The following is a 12,918-nucleotide window of genomic DNA, read 5'->3' on the forward strand; positions in this document are numbered from 1 at the left end:
GGTAGCTCTTGGGCTGCCCATGCTTTTTCTGGTGCTTGAGAAACTGGGAGGGCGCGCACGATCACAAAAACTGACTGCGAAGTCAAGTTGACGATCGTAGGGTACCTCTGCAAGTCAAGCAGACAACTTGTCGCGGGGTGGGGCCTTCGATTGGATAGGGCCCATGGCGAGGGCAAGCGAGGCATCGCTACTGCTTGGCACGGGCGTTGCCCGTGATCGCGGGACAAGCCCGCTCCTACAGGTGGGGGGGGCGAAATCGGGGGCAAAAAAAAGACGCCTCATTGGAGGCGTCAAGACATTCACCTGTAACCAAAGGAGCACGTGGGCTTCTCAAGGTGAATTCGGGAAATGCTCAGAGGATCGACAGGGGGTACTCGACGATCACCCGCACCTCGTCCAGGTCCGATTCGAAGGCCGTGGCCCGGGTGGTGGCCTGGCGCACGCGCAGCGACAGGTCCTTGGCCGCGCCGGTCTGCACCACGTACTTGACCTCGATGTCGCGCTCCCAGCGCTTCTGGTCGGTGAGCGGGTCGCCGTTGTCATCGCGGCGCATGTAGTAGGCGTTGGCGTGGCTGTAGTCGGCGTCGCTGCCACGGCCGTAGCGGGTCATGAACGACAGGCCCGGCACGCCGTAGGCGGCCATGTTCAGGTCGTAGCGCAGCATCCACGAGCGCTCCTTCGGCGAATTGAAGTCGCTGTACTGGATGGAGTTGTCGAGGAAGATCGAGTCGGACTGGCGCAGGTAGTCGAAATCGTCGTCACCGTTGTTGCGCTGATGGGTCAGCGCGAGGGTGTGGGCGCCGTAGCGCACGCCGAGCTTGGCGCTCCAGATGTCGTTGTCGAACTGCCCCAGGCGCTGACGGCCTTCATCCTTGGCATTGTAGAAATTGAACCCGCCGATCAGCGCCAGTTCGTCCGACAACGGCCAGGTCACGCTGGTGCCGGCGTAGTACTGGTTCCACACGTCCTTCAGGCGGCTGCCGAACAGGCTGACGCTGACGTTTTCGTTGATCGCGTAGTCGCCGCCGCCGTAGGCGATCCATGGCGAGTCGACCGGGCCGCCGTAGAAAGTCACGAAGTTCTCGCGCAGGTCGCTGGATACCGGCTGGCTCATGGCATGCAGGCGCCCGGCCTGCAGCGTCAAGCCTTGCAGGCTGGTGTTCTCCAGGGTCACCCCGCGAAAGCTTTCCGGCAGCAGCCGCGAGTCGCCGGCAGCGACCACCGGGTTGACCGGGAACACATCGCCCACCCGCAGCACGGTGTCGAACAGGCGCACCTTGGCCGCGCCCCCGACCTTGCTGTATTCGTCGCGGGCCTGGCCGTCACGGTCTACCGGCAGCACGTCGAACGAACTGCGCCCGCCGTTACGCCCGCCACCGGTGTCGAGCTTGAGCCCGAGCATGGCGAAGGCATCCACGCCGACGCCCACCGTGCCCTGGGTGAAGCCGGATTCGAAGCGGGTGATGATGGCATGGGCCCAGGCTTCGGAGTAGCCGTTGTCGCTGGCCTTGCCGGGGTTGTAGGTGGGCGCGCGACCGTCGCGGTGGTCTCGATTGAAGTAGTAGTTGCGGTTGAGCACGCTCAGGCGGCTGCCCTCGATGAACCCTTCCTGCTGCTCTTGCGCGGCCCAGGCCGCCGGGCCGAAGCCGGCCAGCGCCACCAGGGCGGCCAGGGAAAGTGTTGGATTGCTTGTCATCCGTTGCTCCTTCGATTGCGGCTGTTCTTGTTGTCGGGCCTTGGCGCTGGAGCGTCCCTGGTCTGGCCAGATGCGTGCGCACCCAGCCCCGTTGGCCGAGCCTGATGCTCGCCGCTGGCGGATAACGGGAAGGTGATGGGGGGATTACAATCGTGTCATTCGCGGCCGTGGGATCGGCATCCCCGGCCACCTTTCATATCTGTAACCCGGGCGTCATGCCGCTGTCGGCTGCCCGTCGCTAGCGTGGACTGCGAAACGAACCTTTCGGAGACACGCACCATGCTACGACCGACCCTGATCGCCGCCCTGCTGGCGCTTTCCCTTTCGGCCCAGGCCACGGGCTTTTCCAGGCTGGACAACGAGCAGCTGCTCGAGGACCACCAGCAGGCCGTGGCGGCCTACGCGGCGCAACGCGCCAAGCCGATGCCGGAGATCGTCGACTATCGCTATGGCATGAAGCTCGACGTCGCCCGCCTCGTGCGCCAGTCGGGCGACCCGCGCACCTGCGAGGTGGTGCCCCGGCTGATGACCTTCGAGGACAGCCAGGGCACCCTGCGCACCGTGCGCTATTCGGTGCAGTCGCAATGCATCAACAACAAGTAGCTCAGCCGCGCAGCCCGTCCACCAGCTGCAGGCTATTGCGCCCGCCGCGCTTGGAGGCGTACAGCAGCACGTCGCCCTGCTCGATCAGGGCCGCCAGACTGGCCGGTGGCCGGTCGAACAGGTTGGCGCCGATGCTCAGGGTCACCGCTTCGGGGGTGCGGAACAATTGCTCGGCCGTGGCCTGGAACTGCCGGCGCAAGGTATCGGCCAGCTGTTCAATGGCCTGGCGCGACGCATCACCCAGCAGGATGACGAACTCGTCACCACCGAGGCGCGCGGCGATCGCCCGCTCCGGCAGCAACGCCCGGATCATTTCGCTCAAGGCCACCAGCAGGCGGTCGCCGGCGGCATGCCCGTGCAGGTCGTTGACCAGCTTGAAGTGGTCGATGTCGATCAGCAACAGAGCACCCGGACGTTGCGGCGAGACCTCCTTCAGCAGGTTCGCCGCCCGCACCTCCAGGGCGCGACGGTTGTACAGCGCGGTCAGCGGATCGCGCGCGGCCAGGCGCTCGATGCGCTCCTCGCGGCGGTAGCGCACAGTGCCGGTCATCGACAGGGCGATCAGCATGATCGCCATGGCACCCTCCACCAGCGACGCCTGGATGATCTGCCCGCGGAACGCCGTGAGGTCGATCAGCGTCCCCGGCAGCAGCGCCGGCAAGGTCTTGGCCAGGTAGAACAGGCCATGCAGCAGCAGGATGTAGCGCAGCTGGACCGCCCCCACGCTGAGGGACTTGCCGTGCGGGCGCAGCAATGCACTGGCGTACAGGGTGAAGCTGGCGACCAGCAGCGAGTTGACCACCAGGAAAGTCTTCGACCACAGCGGCCATTGCGGCAGCAGCAACAGACCGAGCCAGAGCAGCGGCGCCAGGTAACAGGCCCGTGACAGGCGCGCCTCGGTGAAGCGCGAAACCCCCAGTAAAAACAGCCAGTGGGCGGCGACCAGCATGCCATTGGCGAACCAGATGCCGATGAACAGATAACCACTGCCGCGCAGCAGGGCAAGCGAGGAGCCGACGCTGATGGTGGCGAAGCTGGCGCTCCAGCACAGCAAGGAAGACTCGCGCACACTGATCCATTCCACGGCCAGGTACAAGGCGGCGACTGCGGCCAGGGCAATGGAGAGGGTCAGCAGGGTGGAAGCGTCGAACGCCATGGGTGGGAGTGGCCTGTGATTTACCGTTCAGAGCGCTGATTGTATGTGCTCGACAGCGTTTGCACAGGTACATTTGATATCCAAATGATGGCATTTCGACGGGAAACACATCCGTCCGCGCTATTGCCCGGAAAGGAAGCTCACCAGCTGCCGCCCATGGGAGCTCAGCGCCTCCCAGCCACGAAAGCAGATGCGCAGTTCCAGGGTCGCCCAGCGCTCCTCCAGCGCCACCCGGCGCACCGCCAGTTCCTGTTCGGCGCGTACCGCGGCGGTCTCGGGCAGCATGGCGATGCCGGCGTGCTGGGCCACCAACTGGGCGATGGCTTCGAAGCTGGGGGCGCGTACCCGCACCTTCAGCGGCATGGCCAGGTTCATCGCCAGCTCCTCGACGAAACGCTGCATGGCGCGCTCGGCCGGCAGACAGACGAAGGGAAAACCCAGGGCGTCCGCCAGGCGCAGCTGGCCACGCCCGGCCAACGGGTGATCGAGCGGCACCAGCAGCACCAGCCGCTCGGTGCGAAACGGCAGCGACACCAGGCCATCGTTGACCAGGTTGCCGTCGTACACGCCGATCTCGCACTCACCGGCCAGCACCACCCGCAGCACATCGATGCTCTTGTGCTCGACCAGTTGCAGGTCCACCTCCGGGTAGTCGGCCAGGAACGGCCCGAGCACCGCCGGCAGCAAGGTGCTGTTGGTCACCGTGGAGGCCGCCAGGTGCAGGGTAATGCGCCGCTGGCCGGCCAGCTCGCCTAGGGTGTCGTGCAGCTTCTGCGCCTCGCCCAGCACGCCGCGCGCCGACTCCAGCACCAGGCGCCCGGCGGGGGTCAGCTGCATGCCGTCGGCCTTGCGCAGGAACAGGGTCAAGCCACAGCGCGCCTCGAACAGGCGCAGCCGGGTGCTGGCGGCCGACACCGCCACCGGAAAGGTCGCCGCCGCCTTGCTCAGGCTGCCGGTCGCGGCGATGGCCGCGAGCAGGCGCAGGTCCACGAGGTCGAAGTGCATCGAGGTTTCTCCAAATCAGAACGCCATGTTCGAGAAAAAGCGATTCTAGCCTGCCTGCGTTCTGCGCAGAATAAGCCACGCCCCTTTGCCGTCACGGACCTGTCATGACCCGCCTACCCGCCCCGCTCCACCGCGCCCTCGCCAACGGCAGCCTGTATGCCGTGCTCGCGGCCCTGGGTTTCAGCTTCAAGGCCATCTTCGTCAAGCTCGCCTATGCCGCCGGCCCCGTGGACGCCATCAGCCTGCTGGCGCTGCGCATGGCCTTGTCGCTGCCGCTGTTCGCCTGGCTGGTGTGGGCCAGCCGTGGCCAGGACGGAGCGCCGCTGAGCGCCGGCGATGGCCTGCGGGTCGCCCTGCTCGGCCTGTTCGGCTACTACCTGGCCAGCCTGTTCGACTTCTATGGATTGCAGTTCATCAGCGCCGGCCTCGAGCGCCTGATCCTGTTCACCTACCCGACCCTGGTGCTGGTGATCCAGGCCGTCGTCCAACGCGAACGCCCCACCTTGCGCACGCTGGCGGCCATGGGCCTGTGCTACCTGGGGCTGGGCATCGCCTTCGTGCATGACATCGGCAGCGCGGGCGGCGGCAACCAGGTGCTGGTCGGCTCGTTGTGGGTGTTCGCCAGCGCGGTGACCTATGCCCTGTACTACTCCGGTACCGGGATGATGCTCAAGCGCATGAACTCGATGCGCCTGGCCGGCCTGTGCGGCAGCGCCTCGTCGCTGATGGTACTGGCCCACTACCTGCTGGTGGCGGATGTCGCGCCGTTGCTGCAGTTGCCGAGCGCGGTGTGGCTCAACGCGGCACTGATGGCGTTGTTCTCCACGGTGCTGCCGATCTACTGGGTGGCCCTGGCGATCCAGCGCATGGGCCCCACGCACACGGCGGCGGTGGGCAACCTGGGGCCGGTGCTGACCATGCTGGCGTCTTGGCTGATCCTCAGCGAGGCGGTCTCGCTGTACCAGGTGGCCGGGCTGGTGCTGGTGTTGTTCGGGGTGTCGCGGCTGAAACCCGCGAAAAAGCCCGCGCCCCAGCCCGCAGCCCCTGCACGGACCGTGTAGGAGCGGCCTTGTGCCGCGAAAGGGCTGCATGGCAGCCCCGGCGATTGATGCATCAACGCTGAAACCCCGGGGCCGCTTCGCGCCCCTTTCGCGGCACAAGGCCGCTCCTACACAGAGCATGTCGCGCTTGTGACTATTGGCGAATCCATGGCATAGAAAGCAGTCCACCTGCATAGCGCCATACTGGAGATTCCCCATGAGCAAGCCCTACGTTCCGCCCAAGGTCTGGACCTTCGAGGCGCCCTCCGGCGGCCAGTTCGCCAGCATCAACCGTCCGGTGGCCGGGCCCACCCACGACAAGCCGCTGCCCACCGGCAAGCACCCGCTGCAGCTGTACTCCCTGGCCACGCCCAATGGCGTCAAGGTCACAATCCTCCTGGAAGAGCTGCTGGCCCTCGGCCACGGCGGCGCCGAATACGACGCCTGGCTGATCCGCATCGGCGAGGGCGACCAGTTCGCCAGCGGCTTCGTGCAGGTCAATCCCAACTCGAAGATCCCCGCCCTGCTCGACTGCGGCGTCGAACCGCCGGTGCGGGTGTTCGAGTCCGGTTCGATCCTGCTGTACCTCGCGGAAAAGTTCGGCGCCTTCCTGCCCAAGGACATCGCCACGCGCACCGAAACCCTCAACTGGCTGTTCTGGCAGATGGGCTCGGCGCCTTACCTGGGCGGAGGTTTCGGCCACTTCTACGTCTACGCGCCGGAAAAGTTCGAGTACGCCATCAACCGCTTCACCATGGAAGCCAAGCGCCAGCTCGACGTCCTCGACCGCCGCCTGGGCGAAAGTGCCTACCTGGGCGGCCCCGAGTACAGCATCGCCGACATCGCCGTGTGGCCCTGGTATGGCCAGCTGGTGCGTGGCAACCTGTACGGCGCGGCGGAGTTCCTCGCGGTGCACGAATACCCGAACGTACAGCGCTGGGCCGAAACCATCGCCCAGCGCCCGGCCGTACAACGCGGCACCCGGGTCAATCGGACCTGGGGCGAGGAAGCCAGCCAGGTGGCGGAACGCCATTCGGCGGCGGACCTTGCCTGATATCGAACGGGGTCGATTGCCGGCCCTGCTCCCAGGGCGATATCAATTTAATGGCATCGCATCCTAAAGTTCCCTGCAACGCGGCCGTCATCCTGCTCAGATTTCACACCTGTGCAAGGAAGTCCCACGTTGAACACACTGCTGCGAGCCGCCACCCTGGCGGCTCTGCTGTCCATGACCGGTTGCATTTCCTATAACGTCACCGGCCCCGTCGGCACCCCGCCACACCCTGCCTCGGTCACCAGCCCACGCACCGCGCAGATTGCCGACGTGGTGGTGTCCGCCCCCGGCATCGACGAAGCCACGCGCACCACCATCAGCCGCTCGCTGACCAGCCAGCTTGGCCAGTACGTGGAAAAAGGCGGCTACTTCAAGGCCATCAGCGAGTACCCCACTCGCCTCGACGAGCAGGACGTGCTGCTGAAGTTCGACATGACCTCCCTCAAGGGCCGTCGCGCCCCGCACCCGGGCTACTTCCCCGGCGCCCTGCTGACGCTGACGCTGTGGATCTGGGTCAATGGCCCGATCTATGTCGACAGTTTCGATGTCGCCGGCGACCTGGTCATTGTCGACCGCAACGGCAGCGAGCTGGCCAGGGCCAAGGACCAGGTCAAGCTCGAGCGCAATGTCGGCCTGTATGGCCGCGAATACTGGGCACCGACCATGGGCTCGAAACAGCTCAACCAGCTGGTGACCGAACTGATGGACACCGCCACCGTGCAACTGGCCAAACGTTGAAAGAAGGGATCACCCCATGAACGGCTTCAAACACCTGCTGCTGCTCGGCGCACTGCTGCTCGGCGGCTGCGTCTCCTACTCCACCGGCGACCTGCCCCCGGTCGGCACCTGGCCGCCCAAGGCCAGCGTCGAGGCGGTCAAGCCAAGTGCCTACCTGCGCAGCACGTCGCTCTTCAAGGCCAACAACAACCCGGCCACCGCCGCCGCCGGCGCCCAGGCGCAGATGTGGGAAAAGACCCTCACCGAGACTTACCAGGAGTCCGGACGCTTCACCCAGGTGACCACGCAGAAAGGCACGGCCGACCTGTACGCCGAATCGACCCTGACCAACCATGAGCAGTTCGTCGTGGCCTCGGCGTTCATCACCGGCTTCACCTTCTTCATCGTGCCGTCGACCGCCAAGAACACCTTCACCCTGGAGACCGTGTTCAAGGACAAGGACGGCAAGGAAATCGGCCGTGTCAGCAAGAGCGAGTCGGTGCGCACCTGGATGCAGCTGGTATTGATCGTCGGCCTGCCGTTCCAGGCCGATACCCGCGACGTGGTCCGCGAACTGGCCCGCAGCACCCTGGACGAGGCGGTACAGCGCAAGTTGCTGTAATCAGCAAAGCCCATCGATAACGGGGGAGCGGCGGTTCGCCGCTCCCCGGTTATTCAGCCCTGCCCCGCAAGCGCCTGAATGCCGCGCTGCAACGAAGCATTTCGCCACTGCATGCCTGCGCCCATCGGGACCTTCTTGCTACACTCGCGCCATGATTTTTCCACCTGCACAACTGTGGTGACAGCATGATCGAGGTAACCGAGGTTTCCATTGCCGAGCTGCGCGACGCGCTCGAGTCCGGCCGCACGACCGCCGTCGAACTGGTCAAGGCCTACCTGGCGCGCATCGACGCCTACGATGGCAAGGACACCGCCACCGCACTCAATGCCGTGGTCGTGCGCAACCCTGACGCGCTCAAGGAGGCCGAAGCCTCCGACGCCCGCCGCGCCCGTGGCGAAACCCTCGGCCCGCTGGACGGCATTCCCTACACCGCCAAGGACAGCTACCTGGTCAAAGGCCTGACCGCCGCCTCCGGCAGCCCGGCGTTCAAGGACCTGGTCGCCCAGCGTGACGCCTTCACCGTCGAGCGCCTGCGCGCCGGCGGCGCCATCTGCCTGGGCAAGACCAACATGCCGCCCATGGCCAACGGCGGTATGCAGCGCGGCGTCTACGGCCGCGCCGAGAGCCCGTACAACGCCGCCTACCTGACCGCGCCCTTCGCCTCCGGCTCGTCCAACGGCGCCGGCACCGCCACCGCTGCCAGCTACAGCGCCTTCGGCCTGGCCGAGGAAACCTGGTCCAGTGGCCGTGGCCCGGCCTCGAACAACGGCCTGTGCGCCTACACCCCGTCGCGCGGGGTGATCTCGGTGCGCGGCAACTGGCCGCTGACGCCGACCATGGACGTGGTCGTGCCCTACGCCCGGACCATGGCCGACCTGCTGGAAATCCTCGACGCGGTGGTGGCCGACGACGCCGACAGCCGCGGCGACCTGTGGCGCCTGCAGCCCTGGGTGCCGATCCCGGCCGCCTCCAGCGTGCGCCCGCAGTCGTACCTGGACCTCGCCGTGGGCGCCGAGTCGCTCAGGGGCAAGCGCTTCGCCGTGCCACGCATGTACATCAACGCCGACAGCGAAGCCGGTACCTCGCAGAAGCCCGGCATCGGCGGCCCGACCGGCCAGCGCATCAACACCCGCGCCAGCGTGATCGACTTGTGGAAGCAAGCCCGCCAGGCCCTGGAAGCGGCCGGTGCCGAAGTGGTCGAGACCGACTTCCCGCTGGTGTCCAACTGCGAGGGCGACCGCCCGGGCGCGCCGACCGTGTTCACCCGCGGCATCGTCAGCAAGGAATTCCTCCATGACGAACTGTGGGAGCTGTCCGGCTGGGCCTTCGACGACTTCCTGCGCGCCAACGACGATCCCAAGCTCAACCGCCTGGCCGATGTCGACGGCCCGCGGATCTTCCCCCACGACCCGGGCACCCTGCCCAACCGTGAGGACGACCTGGCCGCCGGCATGGACGAATACGTCAACATGGCCAAGCGCGGCCTGAAGACCTGGGACCAGATCGCCAGCGTGCCCGATGGCCTGCGCGGCCTGGAAGCCACCCGCAAGCTCGACCTGGAAGACTGGATGGACGCCCAGGGCCTGGACGCGGTGCTGTTCCCCACCGTGGCCGATGTCGGCCCGGCGGACGCCGATGTGAACCCCGCGTCGGCGGACATCGCCTGGAGCAACGGCATCTGGGTGGCCAACGGCAACCTGGCGATCCGTCACCTGGGCGTACCGACCGTGACCGTGCCGATGGGCGTGATGGCCGATATCGGCATGCCGGTGGGCCTGACCTTTGCCGGCAAGGCGTACAGTGACAACAATCTGTTGAAATTTGCTGCCGCCTTCGAGTCGACCGGCTCGCGCCGCATGATCCCGCCGCGCACGCCAAAGCTGGCTGACCCACAAGGCTGAAGTACCGGCCACATCCTGTAGGAGCGGTCTTGTGCCGCGAAAAGGCTGCGTAGCAGCCCCAGGTTCAGTGATCAGGCAAAGATCGCCGGGGTCGCTGTGCGCCCCTTTCGCGGCACAAGGCCGCTCCTACAAGGATCGCGCAAGGCTTGAGGGGGCGTGATCAACGAGCACGCTGGTAAAACTCAACAAATCATGCAAATATCAACTTTATGTTGATATTTGCATGATGCCATGACCCTCCTCGAAGAACGCCAACTCACCCTGACTGTCCTCCAGGCCACCCTGCAGGCCCTGGGCAGTGTCGTCCCACGCAACGTCGAAATCCTCCTGCACGACCTCGATCACCCGGAGCGCTCGGTGGTGGCGATCGTCAACGGCCATCTCTCCGGCCGCCGGGTTGGCAGTCCGATTCTCGCCGCCCCCGAGCAGGACCAGGGCTTCAAGGCGCTGATGCAGGCCTCGGCCGACCAACAAGGTTGCGCGCCAGTGGTGCTGCCCGACTACCCCACCACCCTCAAGGGTCGCAGCCTGCGCAGCGCCACGGCGATCTTCCGTGACCGCGACGGCCACCCCTTCGCCAGCCTGTGCGTGAACACCGATGTCACCGGCCTGGACGCGGCCATGGCCTTTCTCCAGCACTTCCAGCCACTGGGCGCCACACCGGCGGCGACCGACGAGGCGGCCGACATGACCGCGCTGATGGCCGGGATCATCCAGGATGCGTTGCAACGCAGCGGCCAGGGGCGGATGAACAAACAGGCCAAGGTCGAGGCCGTGCGCATCATGCAGGAGCGCGGCCTGTTCATCGTCAAGGGTGGCGTGGAGAAAGCCGCCGAGGCCCTCGGCGTGACCCGCTATACCGTCTACAACTACCTGGAGCAGCTGCGCGGCGAACCCGCCACGGCTGCCCGCGACTGAACCCCGGAGCCCATCATGCCGCTGCACATTCCTACCCCACTGATCGAATCCCGCCCGCTGTCCCTGAGCGCCGGCCGCCCGGTGTGGCTCAAGCTCGAAGCCCTGCAACCGTGCGGCTCGTTCAAGCTGCGCGGCGTCGGCCATGCCTGCGAGGTCCACCATGCCCGCGGTGCCCGGCATTTCGTCTCGTCGTCCGGCGGCAACGCCGGCCTGGCGGTGGCCTATGCCGGGCGCAAACTCGGTGTGCCGGTGACCGTGGTGGTGCCCGAGACCACCACCGAGCGGGCCAGGGAACTGCTACGCCTGGAAGACGCCAGCGTGGTCGTGCGCGGCAGTTCCTGGCAGGAAGCCAATGAGCACGCCCAGACCCTGGTCGGCGCGGACGACGCCTTCATCCACCCGTTCGACGATCCGCTGCTGTGGACCGGCCACGCCAGCATGATCGACGAAGTCGCCGCAGCAGGTTTCAAGCCCGACGCGGTGGTGCTTTCGGTTGGCGGCGGCGGCCTGCTCTGCGGGGTGGTCGAGGGCTTGCAGCGCAACGGCTGGCACGACGTACCGGTACTGGCGGTGGAGACCGACGGCGCGGCGTCGCTGCACGCCGCCATGGCCGCCGGGCATACCGTGGAACTGCCGCGCATCGCCTCGGTGGCCACTTCGCTGGGCGCCAAGCGGGTCGCCGAGCAGGCGCTGGCCTGCACCCGCCAGCAGCCGGTGCTCAGCCACCTGGTCAGTGACCGCGAAGCCCTCGACGCCTGCGAGCGGCTGCTGCGCGACCATCGCCTGCTGGTGGAGCCGGCCTGCGGCGCCGCGCTGGCCCTGCTCGAACACCCCGAGGCCATGGCGGCCTACGGCAATGTGCTGGTGATCGTCTGCGGCGGCGCCACCGCCACGCTGGAGCAGATCCGCGCTTGGCGAGCGACCTGCTGATTCGACACAGACCCGTTCTGCTGGAACAAAACCTAATTTTTGATCCAGGGCAAGCCCGCTCCTATGGAACAACACGCAACCCATTGATTTAGCTTGGCCTTGTGGGAGCGGGTTTATCGAACCGCCGCACCGCCGCGAAGCATCCAGCGCGGTGTATGGCACCGGCTGCGCCGGTGTTCGCGGGTGAACCCGCTCCCACAGGGATAACAGTTCCCTGCGCGACAGCGTAGCCCGAAGGGCTGGGTGATCTGCGCACAGGAATCCGTGCTGCTATCGGCGAGCACGCCACCGCTATATACTTTTGAACATATCGATTCAGAAGTACATGTTTGCCATGCCCAGTATCCGTGACCGCAACCTGCAACTGATCCTTGCTGCCGCCAGCGAAGAGTTCGCCCACCACGGCTTCGCCGCCGCCCGGGTCGATGACATCGCCGCCCGCGCCGGCCTGCCCCGGGCCAATGTGTTCTATTACTTTCGCAACAAGCGCCTGCTTTACGCAGCCGTGCTCGACCTGGTGATGGAGCCGCTGCTACGCGCCGCGCGCAGCCTGGTGCCGGACGCTCACCCCGAGCAGGCCCTGCCCCGCTACTTCAAGGCCAAGGCCGAAGTGGCGCGGCGTCATCCCGGTGCCGTGCGGGTATGGCTCAAGGAAATGCTGCATGGCGCCCGGCAACTGCCAGGCGAGCGCGCCGAGCTGCTGCAGCAGAGTGCCCGGCAGACCCTGGCCTGTCTGGCGCAGTGGATGGACCGGGGGCTGATCGTGCGGACCGCGCCAGAGCATCTGCTGCTGTTCCTCTGGTCCACGTCGCTGGCGACCTTCCGCTTCGGCATGGCCCCCGGCAGCTCGGGGCAGATCAAGCCGACCCATGCATCCACCCAGGCCCAGTCCGACCTTCTGCTGCGCAGCCTGCGCCCGGAACCATGGCCTTTGGGCAGGATCGCCTGATCGCTATATCAATAAAAATATAACGACTATCTTACCTGCAATGCATTGAATGATCGCTCTCTTCCCGCGCTCATCGGATTCTCCCTGCGCCCGGGAACAGCCGATTACGATAGTCACATTCGTTTGTTCAACTTGCTGTTGCCCCAGCAGGAAAAGGCTGTCGGTCGGCCATTGCGGCGCGGACCGGTCCGGCACCAGGGACGGCACAGCCGCGGGCCTGATGGCGCTTCGCTAACGAAGAGCAGCGCAACTCGGACGAAATGCGTCTCGCGCCCTTTCGTAGCGCGGCAAGTGAAGGCACAATGCGTGTCCTTTTTTTGGCCGGCC

Annotated in this window: 12 protein-coding genes; 9 read left to right on the plus strand and 3 right to left on the minus strand. The window is 66.2% G+C overall.

Going from position 1 to position 12,918, the window contains the following annotated elements; all coding sequences use genetic code 11:
- Positions 1–352 precede the first annotated feature (352 nt).
- Positions 353–1,696, minus strand: a complete 1,344-nt coding sequence (locus AC0MAZ_RS18645) for an OprD family porin (RefSeq protein ID WP_186714114.1) — start codon at positions 1,694–1,696, stop codon at positions 353–355.
- 279 nt (positions 1,697–1,975) lie between these two features.
- Here AC0MAZ_RS18645 and AC0MAZ_RS18650 point away from each other — a divergent pair, with 279 nt between their 5' ends.
- Positions 1,976–2,299: a DUF2790 domain-containing protein gene (locus AC0MAZ_RS18650; protein ID WP_186733182.1), complete on the plus strand. Its 324-nt coding sequence runs from the start codon at positions 1,976–1,978 to the stop codon at positions 2,297–2,299.
- 1 nt (position 2,300) lies between these two features.
- Here AC0MAZ_RS18650 and AC0MAZ_RS18655 read toward each other — a convergent pair whose 3' ends face one another.
- Positions 2,301–3,455 (minus strand): GGDEF domain-containing protein, encoded by a 1,155-nt coding sequence (locus AC0MAZ_RS18655; RefSeq protein ID WP_232855524.1) that lies wholly within the window; start codon positions 3,453–3,455, stop codon positions 2,301–2,303.
- A 120-nt stretch (positions 3,456–3,575) separates the two neighbouring features.
- On the minus strand, positions 3,576–4,460 hold the full coding sequence (locus AC0MAZ_RS18660; protein ID WP_203652388.1) for a LysR substrate-binding domain-containing protein: 885 nt from the start codon (positions 4,458–4,460) through the stop codon (positions 3,576–3,578).
- A 104-nt stretch (positions 4,461–4,564) separates the two neighbouring features.
- On the opposite strand from AC0MAZ_RS18660, the gene AC0MAZ_RS18665 reads away from it, so the two are divergent.
- The 8 genes from AC0MAZ_RS18665 (at position 4,565) to AC0MAZ_RS18700 (ending at position 12,591) form a co-directional block, all read left to right on the plus strand.
- Positions 4,565–5,521, plus strand: a complete 957-nt coding sequence (locus AC0MAZ_RS18665; protein ID WP_475858820.1) for a DMT family transporter — start codon at positions 4,565–4,567, stop codon at positions 5,519–5,521.
- 196 nt (positions 5,522–5,717) lie between these two features.
- Entirely contained in the window at positions 5,718–6,554 is an 837-nt protein-coding gene (gene yghU, locus AC0MAZ_RS18670) for a glutathione-dependent disulfide-bond oxidoreductase (protein ID WP_254464120.1), read from the plus strand.
- A gap of 174 nt (positions 6,555–6,728) precedes the next feature.
- Positions 6,729–7,292 (plus strand): hypothetical protein, encoded by a 564-nt coding sequence (locus AC0MAZ_RS18675; protein WP_203652631.1) that lies wholly within the window; start codon positions 6,729–6,731, stop codon positions 7,290–7,292.
- A gap of 16 nt (positions 7,293–7,308) precedes the next feature.
- Entirely contained in the window at positions 7,309–7,893 is a 585-nt protein-coding gene (locus tag AC0MAZ_RS18680; protein ID WP_203652385.1) for a hypothetical protein, read from the plus strand.
- Positions 7,894–8,078: 185 nt separating this feature from the next.
- A complete protein-coding gene (locus tag AC0MAZ_RS18685) occupies positions 8,079–9,794 on the plus strand; it encodes an amidase (RefSeq protein ID WP_475858821.1) in 1,716 nt (571 codons plus the stop codon).
- A 231-nt stretch (positions 9,795–10,025) separates the two neighbouring features.
- On the plus strand, positions 10,026–10,712 hold the full coding sequence (locus AC0MAZ_RS18690; protein ID WP_475858822.1) for a helix-turn-helix transcriptional regulator: 687 nt from the start codon (positions 10,026–10,028) through the stop codon (positions 10,710–10,712).
- Positions 10,713–10,727: 15 nt separating this feature from the next.
- Complete coding sequence (locus AC0MAZ_RS18695; RefSeq protein WP_203652382.1) at positions 10,728–11,642, plus strand: pyridoxal-phosphate dependent enzyme; 915 nt, start codon at positions 10,728–10,730, stop codon at positions 11,640–11,642.
- Between the two features lie 334 nt (positions 11,643–11,976).
- Positions 11,977–12,591, plus strand: a complete 615-nt coding sequence (locus AC0MAZ_RS18700) for a TetR family transcriptional regulator C-terminal domain-containing protein (protein ID WP_267812638.1) — start codon at positions 11,977–11,979, stop codon at positions 12,589–12,591.
- Positions 12,592–12,918: the final 327 nt, after the last annotated feature.

This window comes from Pseudomonas sp. A (assembly GCF_056270345.1).